The sequence below is a fragment of the Rhizobium jaguaris genome, assembly GCF_003627755.1.
GTDB classification, from domain to species: Bacteria; Pseudomonadota; Alphaproteobacteria; order Rhizobiales; family Rhizobiaceae; genus Rhizobium; species Rhizobium jaguaris.
In genome coordinates, this window is record NZ_CP032694.1 from 3528574 (window position 1) to 3547246 (window position 18673).

General features: G+C 59.9%; 20 protein-coding genes. 8 read left to right on the top strand and 12 right to left on the bottom strand.

Translation table 11 applies throughout. The annotated features are described in order from the left end of the window. Positions 1-21: 21 nt before the first annotated feature. The 8 genes from CCGE525_RS17225 to CCGE525_RS17260 all read right to left on the bottom strand — a co-directional run bounded on the left by CCGE525_RS17225 (position 22) and on the right by CCGE525_RS17260 (position 9550). Positions 22-519 carry a chemotaxis protein CheW gene (locus CCGE525_RS17225; RefSeq protein ID WP_205587402.1) on the bottom strand — a complete coding sequence of 166 codons (498 nt, stop codon included), beginning with the start codon at positions 517-519 and terminating at the stop codon, positions 22-24. Continuing rightward, positions 516-2327, bottom strand: a complete 1812-nt coding sequence (locus CCGE525_RS17230; protein ID WP_120705344.1) for a methyl-accepting chemotaxis protein — start codon at positions 2325-2327, stop codon at positions 516-518. The genes CCGE525_RS17225 and CCGE525_RS17230 overlap by 4 nt, the downstream gene beginning before the upstream one ends. Positions 2328-2507: 180 nt before the next feature. Continuing rightward, entirely contained in the window at positions 2508-4439 is a 1932-nt protein-coding gene (locus CCGE525_RS17235) for a methyl-accepting chemotaxis protein (RefSeq protein WP_120706462.1), read from the bottom strand. A 226-nt stretch (positions 4440-4665) separates the two neighbouring features. Then, positions 4666-6369: a methyl-accepting chemotaxis protein gene (locus CCGE525_RS17240; RefSeq protein WP_120705345.1), complete on the bottom strand. Its 1704-nt coding sequence runs from the start codon at positions 6367-6369 to the stop codon at positions 4666-4668. Between the two features lie 37 nt (positions 6370-6406). Next, positions 6407-6907, bottom strand: a complete 501-nt coding sequence (locus CCGE525_RS17245; protein ID WP_120706463.1) for a chemotaxis protein CheW — start codon at positions 6905-6907, stop codon at positions 6407-6409. 11 nt (positions 6908-6918) lie between these two features. After that, positions 6919-8943 carry a chemotaxis protein CheA gene (locus CCGE525_RS17250; protein ID WP_120705346.1) on the bottom strand — a complete coding sequence of 675 codons (2025 nt, stop codon included), beginning with the start codon at positions 8941-8943 and terminating at the stop codon, positions 6919-6921. Next, the gene (locus CCGE525_RS17255) at positions 8940-9308 is read right to left on the bottom strand and encodes a response regulator (protein ID WP_120705347.1); all 369 of its coding nucleotides are present in this window, start codon (positions 9306-9308) and stop codon (positions 8940-8942) included. Before CCGE525_RS17255 ends, CCGE525_RS17250 begins: the two co-directional genes overlap by 4 nt. Then, entirely contained in the window at positions 9305-9550 is a 246-nt protein-coding gene (locus CCGE525_RS17260) for a hypothetical protein (protein ID WP_414130970.1), read from the bottom strand. Before CCGE525_RS17260 ends, CCGE525_RS17255 begins: the two co-directional genes overlap by 4 nt. Before the next feature lie 422 nt (positions 9551-9972). Between CCGE525_RS17260 and CCGE525_RS17265 the strand changes: the two genes are divergently transcribed. Further along, complete coding sequence (locus tag CCGE525_RS17265; protein WP_425375873.1) at positions 9973-11721, top strand: chemotaxis protein; 1749 nt, start codon at positions 9973-9975, stop codon at positions 11719-11721. Between the two features lie 33 nt (positions 11722-11754). Here CCGE525_RS17265 and CCGE525_RS17270 read toward each other — a convergent pair whose 3' ends face one another. Beyond that, positions 11755-12990 (bottom strand): tetratricopeptide repeat protein, encoded by a 1236-nt coding sequence (locus CCGE525_RS17270; protein ID WP_120705348.1) that lies wholly within the window; start codon positions 12988-12990, stop codon positions 11755-11757. A gap of 9 nt (positions 12991-12999) precedes the next feature. Then, positions 13000-13653, bottom strand: coding sequence for a thiamine phosphate synthase (locus CCGE525_RS17275; protein WP_120706466.1), 654 nt, complete (start codon positions 13651-13653; stop codon positions 13000-13002). Positions 13654-13883: 230 nt separating this feature from the next. Here CCGE525_RS17275 and CCGE525_RS17280 point away from each other — a divergent pair, with 230 nt between their 5' ends. Then, the gene (locus CCGE525_RS17280) at positions 13884-14147 is read left to right on the top strand and encodes a sel1 repeat family protein (protein WP_120705349.1); all 264 of its coding nucleotides are present in this window, start codon (positions 13884-13886) and stop codon (positions 14145-14147) included. A 14-nt stretch (positions 14148-14161) separates the two neighbouring features. On the opposite strand, the gene CCGE525_RS17285 is transcribed toward CCGE525_RS17280, so the two are convergent. Continuing rightward, positions 14162-15253: an IS630 family transposase gene (locus CCGE525_RS17285; RefSeq protein WP_120704145.1), complete on the bottom strand. Its 1092-nt coding sequence runs from the start codon at positions 15251-15253 to the stop codon at positions 14162-14164. A gap of 104 nt (positions 15254-15357) precedes the next feature. On the opposite strand from CCGE525_RS17285, the gene CCGE525_RS39840 reads away from it, so the two are divergent. Beyond that, on the top strand, positions 15358-15585 hold the full coding sequence (locus tag CCGE525_RS39840) for a tetratricopeptide repeat protein (protein ID WP_120706467.1): 228 nt from the start codon (positions 15358-15360) through the stop codon (positions 15583-15585). Between the two features lie 76 nt (positions 15586-15661). Next, entirely contained in the window at positions 15662-15922 is a 261-nt protein-coding gene (locus CCGE525_RS17295) for an ArsR/SmtB family transcription factor (RefSeq protein WP_107109154.1), read from the top strand. Positions 15923-16127: 205 nt separating this feature from the next. Here CCGE525_RS17295 and CCGE525_RS17300 read toward each other — a convergent pair whose 3' ends face one another. Continuing rightward, the gene (locus CCGE525_RS17300; protein ID WP_081670329.1) at positions 16128-16301 is read right to left on the bottom strand and encodes a YdcH family protein; all 174 of its coding nucleotides are present in this window, start codon (positions 16299-16301) and stop codon (positions 16128-16130) included. Positions 16302-16530: 229 nt separating this feature from the next. On the opposite strand from CCGE525_RS17300, the gene CCGE525_RS17305 reads away from it, so the two are divergent. The 4 genes from CCGE525_RS17305 (at position 16531) to ykgO (ending at position 18581) form a co-directional block, all read left to right on the top strand. Beyond that, entirely contained in the window at positions 16531-16734 is a 204-nt protein-coding gene (locus tag CCGE525_RS17305) for a YdcH family protein (protein WP_028752913.1), read from the top strand. A 19-nt stretch (positions 16735-16753) separates the two neighbouring features. After that, positions 16754-17248 carry a 5-(carboxyamino)imidazole ribonucleotide mutase gene (purE, locus tag CCGE525_RS17310; RefSeq protein ID WP_120706468.1) on the top strand — a complete coding sequence of 165 codons (495 nt, stop codon included), beginning with the start codon at positions 16754-16756 and terminating at the stop codon, positions 17246-17248. Then, positions 17245-18303 (top strand): 5-(carboxyamino)imidazole ribonucleotide synthase, encoded by a 1059-nt coding sequence (locus CCGE525_RS17315; protein ID WP_120705350.1) that lies wholly within the window; start codon positions 17245-17247, stop codon positions 18301-18303. The genes purE and CCGE525_RS17315 overlap by 4 nt, the downstream gene beginning before the upstream one ends. A 152-nt stretch (positions 18304-18455) precedes the next feature. After that, a complete protein-coding gene (ykgO, locus tag CCGE525_RS17320) occupies positions 18456-18581 on the top strand; it encodes a type B 50S ribosomal protein L36 (protein ID WP_003582204.1) in 126 nt (41 codons plus the stop codon). Positions 18582-18673 lie beyond the last annotated feature (92 nt).

The following is an 18673-nucleotide window of genomic DNA, read 5'->3' on the forward strand; positions in this document are numbered from 1 at the left end:
CATCCACTCCCTTACGAATTCTTATGCAGCATGACCGGCGCGATGCGGATCGAGCGCGACGGTATCTTCTCGCGACAGCAGGCGGGCGAGATCGACGATGACGACAAACCCATTCTCCCGGCGTACGACACCGGCGATATAGTCGGAACGCCAGCGAACGCCGATGTCGGGCGCCGCTTCGATCTGGTCGCGTCGGAAGGGCGTGACTTCAAAAACGCGGTCGGCGACGAGGCCGAGCGTCAGCACTTTGGCCTCGATTGGAATGTCCAGCACCAACACCCGTGTATGCGAGGTCGGCACGGTCTTGGAGAGACCGAGCTTCAGCCGGAGATCGATGGTAGGCACGCCCTGCCCGCGCACATCGCGCAGGCCGAGCAGGTAATCAGGCCCGTTCGGAATCTTGAAAGCCTCGGCATAGTCGAGGATTTCGCGGACTACTTCGACGGGAACGGCGAAGACTTCCTCGCCGAGGCTGAAGGTCACGAATTGCGCTTCCAGAGCAGGTGCGGCCATAGTCATGCACTTTCCTTGAATTCGGCGTCGCCATCGTCGGGGCCGCCCATGGAGAGATCGAGGGCAAAGCCCTTGAGACGTGCCTGTTGCGCCTGAACCGTGGTGGGTTTCACCACCGCCTTCGGCTGACGAGCGGTCGCCGCCGAAGCCCGGCCGGTCGACTTAGCTGCGGCCGTTCGGTTCTGGCGATTGGTCGATGTATCGACCTTGAAGAAGGCGATGGAGGCTTGCAGCTCTTCAGCCTGGGCCGCCAGCTCTTCCGAGGTCGCCGACATTTCTTCCGAGGCGCCGGCATTCTGCTGCGTCACCTTGTCGAGCTGCTGGATCGCCTCATTGATCTGGGCAGCCCCAATATCCTGCTCGCGGCAGGCAGCACTGATCTCGGAGACGAGTTCGGCGGTCTTTCGGATGTCCGGCACGAGGCGGCCGAGCATTTCACCGGCTTCGGCGGCGGCTGTGACGGTATCGCTCGACATCGAGCTGATCTCGGCGGCGGCGGATTGGCTGCGTTCGGCAAGCTTGCGCACTTCCGAGGCGACGACAGCAAAGCCCTTGCCGTGCTCACCGGCGCGCGCCGCTTCCACAGCTGCGTTCAGAGCGAGCAGATCGGTCTGACGGGCAATCTCCTGGACGATGCCGATCTTTTCGGCGATTGTCCGCATGGCACTGACGGCGCGCGAAACAGCGTCGCCGCTTGCTTCCGCATCCTTGGCCGACTGACGGGCAATCTTTTCCGTCTGGGCGGCATTGTCCGCATTCTGCTTGATATTGGCTGCCATCTGTTCCATCGAGGCCGAGGCTTCTTCGGCCGATGCAGCCTGTTCGGTCGCGCCCTGCGACACCTGCTCCGAGCTTGCCGAAAGCTCCTGGCTGCCGGCCGAGACATTCTCGGATGCGGAAATGGCGTCGGCGACAACGCCGCGAAGACGTTCGACCATTTGCTCCAGCGCCAGGCCGAGTACGTCCTTCTCGGACAGCGGCTTCGGCGTCACCATCAGATCGCCGTTGGAGATCTTCGTGGCGATATCGGCTGTGTTGCGCAGGTTCGCGGTCATACGCTGCATCGAATTGACGAGGTCGCGGATTTCGTCGTTGCTCTTGTGTTCGATCGTCTGGTTGAGATCGCCGATGCTGACGGCGTCGGCCAGACTGACGGCGCGCGTGAGGCCGCGGGAGATGTTCAGCAGGATCCAGATCGCAAAGGCGGAGGAAACCACGGCAAGGCCGATCGCCATGCTGATCAGAAGGTTACGCGACTGCGCATATTGATCATTGGTGGACGAGTCGGTTGCGGCGACATCGCCGGTCACGGTGTCGTTGAGCTTCTTCAGCGTATCGAGCAACTGCGTGGTGATCGCCTGGCCATCGCCCATCGAGATCGCGCCCGCCTGGGTATCGGATTCCTGCGTATTCTGCTTGGCGAGGTCGGCGACCTTGTCCTGCAGCGGCGTCCAGCGGCTGTAAAGATCCGAGAAGCTCGCCATTGCGGCGCGGACGTTCGGATCCGCCGAGGCAACCAGCTTGCCTTCCAGCGTCCTGATCAGATCGCGCTGCTTGCTGATATCGTCGATATAGCCGGAGATCTTCGTCGGATCCGTATTGATGATCGCATCCTTCTCGGCGCGGATCGAACGCAGGACAGCGTCGGAAAGATCACTGGAGCTACGCAGGTCTGCCACCGGACCGGCGACCATCACGCTAATATCGTCGTTCAGCGAGGAAAGATTGAAGATGGAAATGGCCGCCATCGTGCAGGTCAGCAGCACGATGAAGCAGAATACCAAGCTGAGCTTGAGTTTGATCGTCAGACGCATAGCTACTCCTGAAGAGGCTGGAAATCATTTGCAAAGATGGATGGCCCGATCATGCGAGCTTTCGGAGCGGTACATCCACTCCTGGATTTTGGTCCGAGGCGCCGGCTGTCGGCCCGCGCTCCGGTAGCTAGGCGGAACCCGGTCGTCATATCCGGATCGCGCCTGAAGTCGTTGCAAGAGTTATGCGCCGTCGCGGAAATCCTCGTCGCCAGCGTCAGGACCGCCCATCGACAGATCGAGGGCAAAACCCTGGGCACGAGCCTGCTGAGCTGCGACCGACTGGCTGGTGCGAGCGGCGGGTGCCGGCTTACGCTGCGCAGGGATGTGCGCTGCTTTAGTCATGGTCCTCGCAGCCGCCTTCTTCACTGCGGCGGGCTTGTGGCCGCTCGTCTCAACCTTGAAGAAGGCGATCGAGGTCTGAAGTTCCTCGGCCTGAGCCGCCAGTTCTTCCGAGGTCGCCGACATTTCTTCCGAGGCGCCGGCATTCTGCTGCGTCACCTTGTCGAGCTGCTGGATTGCCTCATTGATCTGGGCGGCCCCAATATCCTGCTCACGGCAGGCGGCGCTGATCTCGGAAACGAGTTCGGCGGTCTTTCGGATGTCCGGCACGAGGCGGCCAAGCATTTCGCCGGCATCGGCGGCAGCCTTGACGGTGTCGCTCGACATCGAGCTGATCTCGGCGGCGGCAGACTGAGAGCGTTCGGCAAGCTTACGCACTTCCGAGGCGACGACAGCAAAGCCCTTGCCATGTTCGCCGGCGCGCGCCGCTTCCACAGCCGCGTTCAGCGCGAGCAGATCGGTCTGACGGGCGATCTCCTGGACGATGCCGATCTTTTCGGCGATTGTCCGCATGGCACTGACGGCGCGCGAAACAGCGTCGCCGCTTGCTTCCGCATCCTTGGCCGATTGACGGGCGATCTTTTCCGTCTGGGCGGCGTTGTCGGCATTCTGCTTGATATTGGCCGCCATCTGCTCCATCGAGGCCGAGGCTTCTTCGGCCGATGCAGCCTGTTCGGTCGCACCCTGCGACACCTGCTCCGAGCTTGCCGAAAGCTCCTGGCTGCCGGCCGAGACATTCTCGGATGCGGAAATGGCGTCGGCGACAACGCCGCGCAGCCGTTCGACCATCTGCTCCAGCGCCAGGCCGAGTACGTCCTTCTCGGACAGCGGCTTCGGCGTCACCATCAGGTCGCCGTTGGAAATCTGCGTGGCAATCTCAGCGGTCGCACGCAGGTTGGCGACCATGCTCTGCATCGCCAGACCCAACACGTCCTTGTCGGAGAGCGGCTTCACCGTGATGGAGAGATCGCCCATGGCGATGCGATCAGCCACCGCAGCGGTGTCGCGCAGGTTGGACGTCATGACGTTGACAGTGTCGATCAAGTCCTTGATCTCATCATTGGTCTTGACCTCGACCTTCTGATTGAGATCGCCGAGTGCCACCGCCTTGGCAATGTTGGACACTTTGGATAGGCCACGATTGATGCCGAGCGTGATCCAGAAGGCCGCACCGATCGCTATGATCAATGCGATGCCGGACGCAATCGCCAGAAGCATCTTCGTGTCGGAATAGAGTTGGTCATTGGCCGCATCGGTTGTCGCCAGACCCTTCTTCTGGATTTCCACCAGGCTGTTGACCGCATCGGTCATCTGGTTGGTCAAGTCACGCAGTTCGCCAACCGAGAGGGCCTGAGCGCCAGCCTGATCGCCCTTGGCGTCAAGCGCTTGCATATCGGCGGAGCGCTGGCGGAATGTCTGGCCGAGCGACAGAAGCTTTTCCCAATAGGGCTTGCCTTCCGGCGAAGCAATGGCAAGGCCATCCTGCGCATTGGAGAACATCGTCTGTATATAGCCGTCGGACTCCTTGTAGAAGGCGGCGGTTTCAGATGCGACGCTGGTGAGCAACGCGTTCTTCTGCGCACGCACCGCATTGACTTCGGCAACATTGGCATTGAGCGCAAGCTGCAAGCGCTTGACCGGTCCCGCGACCATGGCACCGCTGGCGTCATTCAGCCGACCGAGGCTGACACTGCCATAGACGGCGATGCCGATCAAAAGCAGCGTCATGATGCCGAAGGCTAATGCCAATTTGAGCTTAATGGAAAAACGCATTGCTATATCCCCGAAAAGAAGACGGAAAATCTGGTGCTGCGGACCGCCGTCCCGGATCAGGGGCGTCGCGCCGAAATGAGAGAGCTCGCACATCGGAAAGAGCGATCCATCCGCACTCTCCGTTACAAGACATCTCACGAACCACGACGCCAACGCATACACACGTTGGGGATATCAACCAGCCGAGGCCTGAGACAGCCTCGGCAGAACTCACGAAGGGAAGCGCTTAGGCGCTTTCGCGGAAGTCCGCGTCGCCGGCGTCCGGACCACCCATGGAGAGATCGAGGGCAAAGCCCTTGGCCCGAGCCTGCTGCGCGGCGACGGTATGAGCCGGATTGACGGTCGCAGACGTGGTGCGACGATTAACCAGCGGCGCGGCGGTAGCCTTATGAGCGGCCGCCTTGGCGGGCGACTTCCTGGCGGTGATTTTGCTCCCTGCAGTATCGACCTTGAAGAAGGCGATCGAGGTCTGCAGTTCCTCGGCCTGGGCCGCCAGCTCTTCCGAGGTTGCCGACATTTCTTCCGAGGCGCCGGCATTCTGCTGCGTCACCTTGTCGAGCTGCTGGATTGCCTCATTGATCTGGGCGGCACCGATATCCTGCTCGCGGCAGGCCGCACTGATCTCGGAGACGAGTTCGGCGGTCTTGCGGATGTCCGGCACGAGGCGGCCAAGCATTTCGCCGGCATCGGCGGCGGCCTTGACGGTATCGCTCGACATAGAGCTGATCTCGGCGGCGGCCGATTGGCTGCGTTCAGCGAGCTTGCGCACTTCCGAGGCGACAACCGCAAAGCCTTTGCCATGTTCACCGGCACGCGCCGCTTCCACAGCCGCGTTCAGCGCGAGCAAATCGGTCTGGCGGGCGATCTCTTGCACGATGCCGATCTTCTCGGCGATTGTCCGCATGGCGCTGACGGCGCGGGTCACCGCATCGCCGCTGGCTTCAGCATCTTTGGCCGACTGACGGGCGATCTTTTCCGTCTGGGCGGCATTGTCCGCGTTCTGCTTGATATTGGCTGCCATCTGCTCCATCGAGGCCGAGGCTTCTTCGGCCGATGCAGCCTGTTCGGTCGCGCCCTGCGACACCTGCTCCGAGCTTGCCGAAAGCTCCTGGCTACCCGAGGAGACGTTGTCAGCCGCGCCCAGCGCATCGGCGACCACGCCGCGAAGACGCTCGATCATGACATTGACGTTGCCGAGCAACTCACCGATTTCATCCTGGTTGGTGATCTCTGCGGTCTTCGTCAGATCGCCTTCGGAGACTTCGCGAACCACAGTGTTGGCACGGGCCAGGCCCTTGCTGATCGTGTTGGCGATCCAATAGGCGGTCACGGCGGCAATCAGCAGCGCTGTGGCGGCAGCAATGAGCATCGTCAGGCGAGTGCTCCCATACTGGACGTCGGCGCCGTCGTCGGCTTCTTTCATGTGCTGCTTCTCGGTGGCAATCATACCGTCGAGGGCATCATCGATATCGCGGTTAGCCTTGCGAGCATCGGTGACGGAGATATTGTTGGCACCTTCCTTGTCGCCGGCCTTCAGGAGCTGACGAACCTGATCGTCAGCCTGGATGAATCTTGCAGCCATGGACTGGACGTTGGCCCAGCGCTCGCGGCTCTGTTCGGTGGCGATCTTGTCGACGGCGACAAACGTATCAGCAAGTTCCTTACGCGCCGCATCGCCGGCGGCAACCGCCGCCTTGGCTTCATCATCATTGCGCGCGGCAAGCAGGTTCTTCTGCTGGCGGATAATTTCAAGTTCGGAGATGTTAACCTGCTGAGTGAGCTCCAGACGCGCGACGGGGCCTTCCAGCACATTGCTGATGGTATCGTTGAACGAGCTGAGACTCATGATGCCGTAGCCGGCCGTGCCTATCAGCATGAGAATGATGAAGGCGAACGCCCCCACCAGCTTGGCTTTGATCGTTAGACGCATCGTCTTGGTTCCCTCGATATTCAGCCGGCGGCATTGGTCAGGCGGAAAGCGCCTTGTTTTGCCGGGCGGAAAAAATCGCCTGCAGATTGGGGAGAATGATGAATTCCCCACCGCGCTTGACCAGGCAGTTGATGTAGTCGGGACGCCAACGCATCCCCACGCTAGGCGGCGCTTCGCTGGAAGCTTTTGCAAGTGTGGTGACTTCATTCACCTTGTCAGTCCGCAGACCCACGAGCGTGGGCTCATCCTGCAGGTCGAGTTCGATAACGATGATACGGCTATCAATCGTCGCTTCCGCCGCCTCCATGCCGAAGGCGAGACGGAGATCGGCAAGGGGGATCACCTTGCCGCGAAAGTTGATGACGCTGCCCACGAAGGGCTGGCTGCCGGGAACGGCAGTTTCCGGCAGAATATCCAGGATCTCCTGAACCATGACCGCCTCGAGGGCGAAGGTTTCGCCATTGAGATCGAAGGTCAGAACCTCGAGCTCGCCGTCGTCATTCCAATGAGTGCCATTCCAGAGATTGTCGAGTTTCATGGCTGCTTCGCTCATCCCGCTGCACGCAGATGCGCCTCCTGTTGCTGGCCGACTGTGACCAGATGCACGACGTCGAGAATGAGGGCGACACTGCCGTCGCCGAGGATCGTGGCCCCGGAGAAATGCGCGACGTCATTGTGCAGCTTCGACATGGATTTGATCACCGTCTGATGGTCGCCGATGATCTGGTCGACGACCAGGCCGACCCGCTCCGTGCCGGTCGAGATGACCACGACCTTCTGATGGACATCCGGCTTGGTGCCGGTGCGGAACACGTCCCGCAGCCGCAGGAACGGCACCAGGCTGTCGCGCAGCGAAATGAAACTGCGGCCTCGCGAACGCAGGTCCTCTTCCAGCGACAGTTCCAGGCATTCCTCGACCGCCGACAGCGGAATGACGTAGCGTCCGGCGCCAACGCGTACGAGCAGGCCATCGATGATGGCGAGCGTCAACGGAATGCGCAGCGATACATCCGAGCCCTGCCCCGGCAGGCTGACGATATCAATGGCGCCCCGCAGCGCCTCGACCGTTTTCTTCACCACATCCATGCCGACGCCGCGGCCAGAGAGATTGGTGATCTGCGCCGCCGTCGAAAAGCCGGGCGCGAAGATGAGCTGCAGCAGCTCGGCGTCGCTGAGCTGCTGACCCGGCTGGATCAGCCCGGACGATTCCGCCTTGGCACGAACGCGCTCGCGATTGATGCCGCGGCCGTCATCCTTGATCGAGATGATCACCTCGCCGCCCGATTGCCGCGCCGACAATGTAATGGTTCCTGCTTCGGCCTTGCCGGCAGCGAAGCGCTCTTCCGGTGGCTCCAGGCCATGGTCGATGGAATTGCGCACCAGATGCACAAGCGGATCGGCAAGCCGCTCGATAACGGTCTTGTCGACTTCCGTCGTCTCACCTTCGGTGACGAGCTCGATGACCTTGCCGGTCTCGCGCGCCAGATCATGGACCAGACGACGGAAACGGCTGAAGAGGCTCGCGACAGGCACCATGCGCAGCACCATCATCGTGTCGCGCAGCTCGCCGGACAGGCGCTCGATCTCCTCCGACACCGACCTCAGCCCGATATCGGCGCTAGCGCTGGCCAACTGACTGAGGCGCGATTGCGCAATGACCAGCTCCCCGACACGATCCATGAGTTCGTCGAGGCGCTCTGCCGGGACGCGAACGCTTTCCGTAACTTTTGCCTGACGCTGGTCGGCAACGGGCGCCACCTGTGCCGGCGCCTCCCGTTTGACCGGTACAATCTCGCCAGCGGCCGGCGCGACGGGCGCCGCCGGGGCCGCCGAGACAACAGCCTCCTTCGGCGTCGCAACAACCGCGTTGCCATCGATTTCCTCGACATCGAGCTGCATGTCGTCCATGACGAAGATGAAGACGTCGTCGATGGCTGAACGCGGCTGCTCGGTCGTGACTGTCACGTCCCAGGACAGATAGAGTTCCGTCGGCACCAGCGCGCTCAGCGACGGAATGGTCGATGTGTTTGCGACGACGCGGCATTCACCGAGATCACGCAGCTCGTCCAGCAGCCCCAGCGGATTGGTGCCATTGATCATCGCGTTCAGCGGCAGGCTGAAGCGGATACGCCAGGTCTTGCGCTTGTCCGTCACTACGGATGCAGGCGCAGCCGCGGTAACCCACTGCGCCGGCTTTGCAGCGCCGCCGACTGCCGCTTGCAACTGTGCCAGAAGACGCTGGCTGGTGGCGTCATGATCGCCATTGGGATCGTCGACGAGGGCGCGCATATGATCCTGCGCATCGAGAACGGCGGCGACGAGTTCGGCCGTTGCCGGCGCTTCGCCCTTACGGACGCGATCGAAGGCGGTTTCGCAATGATGGGTGAAAGCGGCGAGCGCATCGAAGCCGAACATCGAGCCCGAGCCCTTCAGCGTATGAAGGCCGCGAAACACCGCGTCGATCAGGGCCTTGTCGTCAAGCTGGTGCGTGAGATCGAGAAGACCCGCCTCGATCTGCTCCAGGCATTCGGCGGCCTCGATACGGAAGACGGCGATAGGATCGGTCGAGCTCATCTTCCAAGTACCTTCCTGACGATCTTGACGAGGTTTTCCGGATCGAAAGGCTTGGTCAGCCAGCCGGTGGCACCGGCCGCCTTGGCGCGCGCCTTGAGATCGGCATCGGATTCCGTCGTCAGGAAGATGATCGGAACGCCCATATGAGCCGGCAGCTTGCGGAGCTCTTCGATCATGGTCAGCCCATCCATAACGGGCATATTGAGGTCGGTCACGATAAGATCGAACTGTCCAGCCTTGGCCTTGTCGAGGCCTTCGGCGCCGTTCACCGCTTCGGTGACCTCGTAGCCGGCATTGGTAAGCGTCACCTTGGTCGTCAGACGGATGCTGGCGGAATCATCGACAGTCAAAATCTTCGCACTCATGGATGTACCTCTTGATGGAGCCAGAATTGCGCGTCCTCTGCCGTAAAGGCGTCGATGAACCCACCCCTCTGCAAGACTTTCAAAACAGAACCACTAGCCGGAGAAGAAAGGCGAAGTGTTTTGCCGGAGGCCTTCGCCTCGATCCGCGCTGACTCGACCAACTGAACGAAGCTCAAATCGGCTTCCGCATCGTCAGCGACTTCGAGGACGAGCATTTTGCTGTCCTGAAACTTCAAAGTCATACTTTGATGAATTTCGGAAATGTTCCTGATATTCAGGGCATTTGGCAGAGAAATAGATTCGGAATATTTATCGGACATTTCAAATCTGGCCCCGCTAGCAAATAAATACTTGAGCAATAACTATTGAATCTCATGTCAACCTTAACAGGCAGTAAATGCAGGTTGTATAATCCGCCATTTCGAAGGCTGTGAATTCTCACCCGGCATAAATGACCACTAAAATTGCATGGTGAAAAATGTGATTGAGATTCAGGTAGTTAAATCGAAAAAACTAAAACACCGCTTTTCCAGTGAGCGAATTTTAACCCTACCGACGAAAGCCCGGGATGCAACGCTTACGAGTCCCGAGAATTTACCGGAATTTTCCATCCCACATTTAAGAGTTGAGTCAAACAAGCCTTTCTCCAAGTAAAGGGACAGACATGGAAAATGGAACAGCTCTGGCACGCCGCATCGATCGCCCACGGGGGTTCCCGCAGGCAATGGATGTCAGCCGTACCCTGGAAGCGGCGCGCACCGAGGTTGAGAAACGCTTTCTCGACGGCGGCGCTGTTCTCTTGTCGGTGATGGAGGTTCTGAACCAACTGTTGTCATCCCTCGACCGGTTGACCAAGGCGCTCGACGGCGATGGCGCCAGCGACACCACGGCTGATCTGTTGCAGACGGTGAGCGGCCTGTCCGACCTGCCCGGCCTCGAAGCCAAGCGCCAGAAGAATTTCGCCGTGCTGGCCGAGGCCGGCACCAAGCTGCACGCACATGTCACCGATATGCAGGAGACCATGCGTTACCTGCGCACCTTCGCAGTGACAGTGAAGATTACCGGTGCGGGCATTGCCGAATTTGCTGGTTTTGCGGAGGAGATCCTGGAGCGCATTCACTCCGGCACCAATGAAGTCAACACCTTCGCCCAGCAGCTCGGCGCGCTCGAACGCGACCTGAAGGTCGCAATGACCTTTGGCGCCACCACCGCGAAGGCCTATGACCGCACCGTTCCGCAAGTGGTCGCAGCGCTCGAAAAGGATGCCCGCACTATCGCCGCCCACCGCAGGGAACTCGCAGTGATCGCCGCCGAGGTTGGCGCCATCGCCCGCGGCGTGCAAAGCAAGGTCGCAACCACCCTTTCGGCTCTGCAGATCGGCGACATCACCCGCCAGCGCATCGAGCACGTGCAAAGCGCCTTCACTTTTCTCGAAGAGTTTCTCGCGAGCAACGAAGGGAGCAAGCTCGATGCCGACGCCCGCCAGCGGCTCGCAAATGTCATTCATCATCTGACGGCGGCGCAGATGCGGGAGATGGTCGCTGACTTCCAGCGGGAGTCGGGCAATGTCGTCAAGACGATCGCCAGCTTCAGCAACGACACCCGGGAAATCCTGAAACTGCGCGACGCCATGAAGCCCGAGGGAAGCAGCGATGGCAATGTGCTGCGTGCATTGGAACAGAGCGTCTCCGCTGCTCACACCATCGTCAAACAGGTCGAAACTGCCCGCGTGCAGGCCGATGGCATCAGCCAATCGACGCTCGGCACCGCCTCGAACCTGCTGCACCGCATCGAAACCATCCGCGCCGTCAAGACGGATATTCACTATATGGCGCTGAACACCAATCTGCGCTGCAGTCGCATGGGCGAGGAAGGCCGCTCGATCAACGTCGTCACCGCCGAACTGCGCATCTTTGCGGCAAAGCTCGATGAATCCGCTGACGCAATTGTCGCCGGTCTCGCAACTCTCGAAACGGCGGCCGGCCGCGTCGCCTCTGGCCAGGAGGCTTCGGATCATCGCCTCGACGAGAGGCTGATCTCGGCCGTCGACACCATCCGCTCCGCCGCCAATATCATGGACGGCGAGTTGGAGACGCTGTCGGAACATGGCCGTGAAGTGGCAAACAAGATCATGCTGTCGATCGGCAAGCTCGACTTCCAGCGCGACCTCGGCGAGACCCTGGCAAATTGTGCCGACACGCTCGACGACATGGCCGGCAGCGAAATGGCCGATGTGAGCGATTTGGAAGAGATCATCGCGCCGCTCAGCGCGCGCATCTTCAAGATCTACACGATGGTGCAGGAGCGCAATATCCATAGAGACATCATCGCCATGGACGATAGCGTTGCACCAGCCGCTGCCGCACCTGCCAAGACGGATGACGAAGATCTTTTCGCCGACGCTCTATTCTAAGGGAATTCAGTCTAACGGAATTCGTCTGGCGCGTTACTGCGCCCTGCGAAATTTGTTCGCGGCATCGATTGCGGCCTTCTGCTGAAAATCCTCGATGCCCTGGTAGAAATCCTCGAGCTCCGGATCTTTCAGGCCGGCGCGGCGCGAGATGACATACCAGGTGGCCGCGGCGACCGGATCCTGCTTCGTACCCAGTGCATTGATATAGAGATGTGCCAGCTTGTTCTGCGCGACGACGTTACCGCGATAGGCAGCGACCTTCATCCAGTTGAACCCGTTCTCCAGGTCCTGCTTGCCGCCGATACCGTTGATCAGCCAGATACCCATGTCGAGCTGTGCGGTGTCGTAGCCCGCATTGGCGGCGCGCGACAGCCATTCACGCGCCTGCGCCTTCTTTTCAGGCGGCATGTCCGGCAGATTGAGGTAGAGCTGCGAGACTGCGTATTGCGCATCGGCAATGCCCTGCTCCGCCGATTTTTCATAATATGGAAGAGCTAACTGCAAACCTTTGATGCCGGGATTGTCGGCCGTCAGGCTTTGCGCCCAGTTGAATTCGGCGGATGCCTGGCCGGCATCGGCCGCCTTCTTCATCCATTCGTCCGCCTTCTTCTGGTCGCGCGGCACATCGCGCCCCTCCATCAGGAGCAGCGCATATTTGAACATCGATGTCGCATCGCCACCCTCGGCCGCCTTGCCGTACCAGAAGGCAGCGTCCTTGGTGTCGCGCTTGACGCCCAGACCTTGCGACATCAATTCGGCAATCAGGGTCTGGGCAGAGGGATCGCCGAGTTGCGCCCGCGGCAGAGCTTTCTGAAACGCGGTCAAGTAATAGCCGCGCTGGAAGGCACCGTAGGCATCGTCGATCTTGCCTTTGAAGGGCTTTTCCGGCGGCAGGTCGGGCAGCTTCGCGCCCATGCGGTCAAAGACACCCACACCTTGCGAGGGCTTGATGTCCTCCGCCTTTGGCTCCGAGCCTGGCTGAATCTTCTCGGTCTTGAAGGTACCGACTTCAGCGTTCAATGGCCGCGTCACCACGCCGTCATGCGCTGGCGCGCCGTCGCTCGGCACAGCAAATTCATCCCGTTGCGTGGCATCGTCGGGTTGATCGCTGTCGGCGGGCCGGCTGCCCTTGTCCGGCTGCGTGGTGATACCTGGCAGCGACGTATCGTTATTGCTCGATTGCGCCGCTGCCAACAGCGGCAATGTCGTTAGCCCAACGGCGAGCGCGGCAAGAAAGGAACGGTGGCGAAATCGAGGCGTGAGCGACATGGATTGCTATCAATCTTCAAACCGTGGCGCTTTTTCGTCCAAAAGCGCATTCACTTCCGCAACGATGGAAGGCGCCGTCGCAGGGTCGGCAAAAACAGCGGTGCGCAGCGCCACAAATTCGGCGCCGGACAGCGCCACCTCCAGCGCCGATTTCGGATCGGTGCCACCCATGACGATGCAGGGAATTTCGATCATCGACGCCCACCATTCGCCGAGTGCGACGTTTTTCGGATGCGCCTCCGGCTTGATGTCCCCGTCGAGCTTGCCGAAGAAGATATAGTCGGGCCGTAGCTCGCCGATCTCCAGCGCATTGTGCCTGTCCGTGGCACTACCGCCGCCGACGATTAGCTTCGGCACGAATTTCTCGACTGCCTCGGTGAATTCGGCAAGATTGCCGGTAATGTGCAACCCGTCGGCCTTGGCACGGCCCGCGACGCGGCTGTCCCCGGCAATCAACGCAGCCGCTCCGGCGGCCTGCACCACCGGCACCAGCTTTTCCGCGTGTTTCTGAAAGGTGCCGTCATCAAGGCCATATTGCGGGATGATGACCGATGCCACATCCCCGCCCCTCAGCGCATCGGCTACCATCTTCGCCTGCTCGTCCATATCGGCGATGTCGGGAACGATGAGAACGAGCCGGCAGCGATCTTCAGGTACGGTCATGCGGGTTTCCATGTTTGCTTTCATTTATTGGGGATGGCACGCCCATTCGATGCTTGTGAGTAAATCCGTTAGAACTTGCTGACAAGGGGAAACACACGCTGATCTGTGCATTGCCTGCCCGACAACCGAAGACTGATGCGAATACAACCTCAAAGTTGATATTTACCGCAGTACCAGAGTAAAGCTAGGTGACGGATCGGCGACTGGCTGGGGTATTAATGATAAATCACATGAAAGTAGGGCGCATAATGTTCGCCCTGGCGTTGAGCTTTGCGCTTTGCACGGCTCGTACAGTCGCCCTGGCCGATCCAGATGAAGCTTTCACAGCCTATCAGAAGTCGGATTATGCCACTGCCTTCAAGCTTTATCATGAAAGGGCGCAGAAGGGGGACGTCACCGCTCAAGGTATGGTCGGAACTCTCTACGCTTACGGACGGGGCGTGAAGCAGGACGACACTCAGGCAGCCTTCTGGTTCCAGAAGCTAGTCAGCTGAATCGGAAATTCGTGTCATAAGCTGTTGTCGACCTTCTGACAGAAGCGTTTGACGGCGGCGAGAATGTCGTCTGCCGATTTGGTCCACCGATACGGCTTGGGATTTTCGTTGTGGCGCTCGATGAAGCTTTTGATGTCGGCTTCGAGTTGAGCTGTCGAAGTATGGACGCCACGACGTAATTGCTTGCGGGTTAATTCCGCAAACCAGCGTTCGACTTGGTTGATCCATGAAGCCGAGGTTGGGGTGAAGTGCACGTGGTAGCGTGGCCGCCGCAGCAGCCAGTTCTTGATCGATGCAGTTTTGTGCGTTGCATAGTTGTCCATCACGATATGCACGTCCAAATCGGGCGGCACATTCGCATCGATCTGCTTCAGGAAGTCGAGGAACTCGGTGGCCCGATGCCGCTTGTAGCATTTGCCGATGACAAAGCCGGAGGCGACATCCAGAGCTGCAAACAACGTCGTTGTGCCGTGGCGAACATAAGAATGGGTACGCCGTTCAGGCACGCCAGGCATCATCGGCAGGACTGGCTGCTCGCGATCGAGTGCCTGGATTTGGCTCTTCTCGTCCACACTGAGAACCAGCGCCCGATTGGGAGGCGACAGATAAAGACCGACGATGTCGCGGACCTTATCGACGAACAGGGGATCGCTGGACAGCTTGAACGTCTCAGTGCGATGCGGCTGCAGGCCGAAGGCGTTCCATATCCGGCGGATCGTCGTGTGCGAAAAGCCGGCGACTCCTGCCATCGAGCGGATCGACCAGTGGGTCGCATCGCTTGGCGTAGAACGCAGCGTGCGCTCGATCACAGCAGCAATCTGATCATCGTCGATCGTTCGGGGCCGGCCAGGGCGAACTTCGTCGAGCAGGCCATCGAGCCGATCTTTAAGAAAGCGCCGTCGCCATTTGCCAACCGTATGTTCATGTACGCCAAGTTCGCTCGCAACGGTCTTGCTCGCAATCCCGTCGGCGCAGCGAAGAATGATCCGGCACCGCTCAGACATGGAACGAGCAACGCGATGTTTACGAACCTGTCGCTCTAGATATTCCCGCTCCGCCTCGCTCAAAATCAGGGGTGCCGTCGGTCGGCCAGTCGCATTTGCCATTGCTCAACCTCCCATGAAGAGGCCAAGCGTACAATGTAATGAACTTCTGTTCCAGGTGACTAGCGGAGCAGGGCATTGCCAAGGGGCAATTCGCACTTGGGGAGATGTATCTCGCAGGCCGCGGCGTACCTCAGGATTCCACCAAGGCAGCCGAATTGTTCCGCAACGCCGCGGAACAAGGCGAACCATTCTCCGCATTTTGGCTGAGTATGCTCTACGAGCAGGGGCAAGGAGTCCCCAAGGACCCAGAGCAAGCCGCCTACTGGAAGAGGAAATCCGACGAGAACATGCCCGACATTTCCCATATTTTACCTCCGCGACAACAAAAGTAGGCCGCGACCAACACAACGCATCATTGCGGCGCACAATTGACTTGCCGCTCTTTGGCGTTTGACGTAGTTTTCCGCCATGTCGACCATGGACCCCTTCGCAGCCATCGCGGATCCGAACCGGCGCTACTTGCTGGAGGAGCTGCGACGCGCACCGAAAACGGTCAATGAACTGGCGCAGGGCCTGCCGATCAGCCGCCCCGCCGTCTCGCAGCATCTTAAGGCATTGCTCGACAGCAATCTCGTTTCCGTCACCACCGAAGGCACGAAACGCATCTACGCGGTCAACAGCCGCGGTTTCGACAAGCTCAATTTGTGGCTGGATCAATTCTGGGCCTGACGAGCGGCCCTACGCTTTTGCAGCAATTTCCCGATCTTTCTCAGGAAAGTTGCGCCAACCTCCACTGGTCACGTTTTGAAGTTGGCGCATCCGTTTCGACTGGGAGCAGTCACCGTCTCTTACAAGGGAATTTGTTTCAGGGCCTTGCGGCCCGCCTGTCTTCCTTGCCACGATCGGCGGCTTTAGTCTTTTGGAAGACGTTGCGTCAGTGAACTGACGATCTTAGACGTTGGATTTCGTCTTTGAGACGCAGTTTCCTGCGCTTGATGTCGGCTATTTCGGTATCATTGATAGAGGGAGATGTCAGTGCGGAATGTAGCTCCTCCTCAAGAGCGACATGTTTCTTTTCGAGCGATTCAAGATGAGCTTGAACAGTCATATGACCCTTCCTTCCTCATACGATCCCTGGCCATCCATCGCCAAGGCTCTAGGTGTCAACCCTATCAGTGTGCCATAATATTGAACCCTTGTCGAAGGCCAAAACGTGGCCTACAGGCGGCAAATTCGTGATGAAGGATAACTTCCCGTTATCGCGATTTGGTGATAGGAGCTTGCGGAATTCATGAGGCGGAACGCTTGCGATTCCGCGAGGCATTGGGGAAATGGGCATGGCCGATCAGGAACAGGCGGAAATCAGGCTGATCGTGGCGCGGTTGCGCCAGGAACATGAGGATTACGACGCCGCAATCGACGCCATGATCCAGACGGGCTGCGACGCCCTTCGCATCCAGCGCATGAAGAAGAAGAAGCTCGTCATCAAGGACAAGCTGACCAAGCTGGAAGACCAGATCATCCCCGACATTATCGCCTGAGGAGTAAGACGCGACGATGATGACAGAAAGACCACCCGTCGCCATCATCATGGGCAGCCAGTCCGACTGGGAAACCATGAAAAATGCCGCAGACACGCTGGAAGCGCTGGAGATCGCCTATGACGCGCGCATCATCTCAGCGCACCGCACACCGGACCGGCTGGTAAGCTTCGCCAAGGGCGCGCGCGACGAAGGCTTTAAAGTAATCATCGCCGGTGCGGGTGGCGCCGCCCACCTTCCGGGCATGGCCGCCTCGATGACGCCTCTGCCGGTCTTCGGCGTACCCGTGCAGTCGCGCGCCTTGTCCGGCCAGGACAGTCTTCTTTCCATCGTGCAGATGCCGGCAGGCATTCCCGTCGGCACACTGGCGATCGGCAAGGCCGGCGCGATCAACGCTGCCCTTCTTGCAGCCGCCGTCCTGGCACTCGGCGACGAAGATATCGCCGAGCGGCTGGACGAGTGGCGCGCCCGGCAGAGCGCCGCAGTCGCTGAATACCCGATGGACGACCTATGACCGCAAAAACAATCGGCATCATCGGCGGCGGCCAGCTCGGCCGCATGCTAGCCATGGCTGCGGCCCGTTTGAATTTCCGTACGATCATCCTGGAGCCCCAGGCCGATTGCCCGGCCGCGCAGGTGGCGAACGACCAGATCGTGGCCGCCTACGACGATCCCGCTGGTCTCGCCGAGCTCGCAAAGCGCTGCGACCTCGTCACTTATGAATTCGAGAACGTGCCGGTCGCCGCTGCCGAAAAACTCGCCAAGGATATTGCCGTCTACCCGCCGCCGAAGGCGCTGGAGATGGCGCAGGATAGGCTGACCGAAAAGCGCTTCATCAACGATTGCGGCATTCCGACCGCCCGCTTCCACGCCGTCGATAGCCAGGCCGATCTCGATGCTGCGCTTGCCGATTTCGGCGGACAAGGCGTGCTCAAGACTCGCCGTCTCGGCTATGACGGCAAGGGCCAGCGCGTCTACCGATCGTCCGCCGACAGCCCCGAAGGCGGCTATGCCGCGCTCGGCAGCGTGCCGCTGATTCTCGAAAGCTTCGTGCCATTCGAGCGGGAGGTCTCCATCATTGCCGCCCGCGGCCTGGACGGTGCTGTCGCCTGCTACGATCCGGCGGAAAATATTCACCGCAATGGCATCCTTCACACCTCTACCCTTCCCGCCCGTATCTCTGCCGAGACGGCGGCTGCGGCGCGCGTGGCCGCGGAAAAAATTCTGGCCGCGCTCGGCTATGTCGGCGTCGTCGGCATCGAGTTCTTCGCGCTTGCGGACGGCAGTCTGATCGCCAATGAAATGGCGCCCAGAGTGCATAATTCCGGCCACTGGACGGAGGCAGCCTGCGTGGTCTCGCAATTCGAGCAGCATATCCGTGCCGTCACCGGCCTGCCGCTCGGCAATCCCGCGCGCCATTCGGACTGCGTGATGCAGAATCTGATCGGCGACGATATCCTTTCGGTTCCCGATTGGCTGAGCCAAGACGATGTGCTCGTGCATCTCTACGGCAAGACTGAGTCGCGCCCGGGCCGCAAAATGGGCCATATCACACAGCTTCGCCGCTAACAGCGCGGGGAAAAAACCCCTGACGTGGTTGACAGGACCCAGGCGACAGGGTATTTGCTGCCCACCCTAAAGAGCGCGCCCTGAGCGCGCTTTTGATTGTTAAAGACCCGGGCGAATGTGACATTCCCCCTCAAACATCGCGGATCAGAAAAATGAAGATCAAGAATTCGCTCAAGTCGCTCAAGGCGCGTCACCGTGACAACCGTCTGGTCCGCCGCAAGGGCCGCATCTATATCATCAACAAGCTGAACCCGCGCTACAAGGCTCGTCAGGGCTGATTTTGCGTGGCGCCTGGCCCATGGCCAGGCCGACCGTCATCGGTCGCTTGAGATGATCACATCAAAATTGTTTTGATCTTCGGCATTGGCGG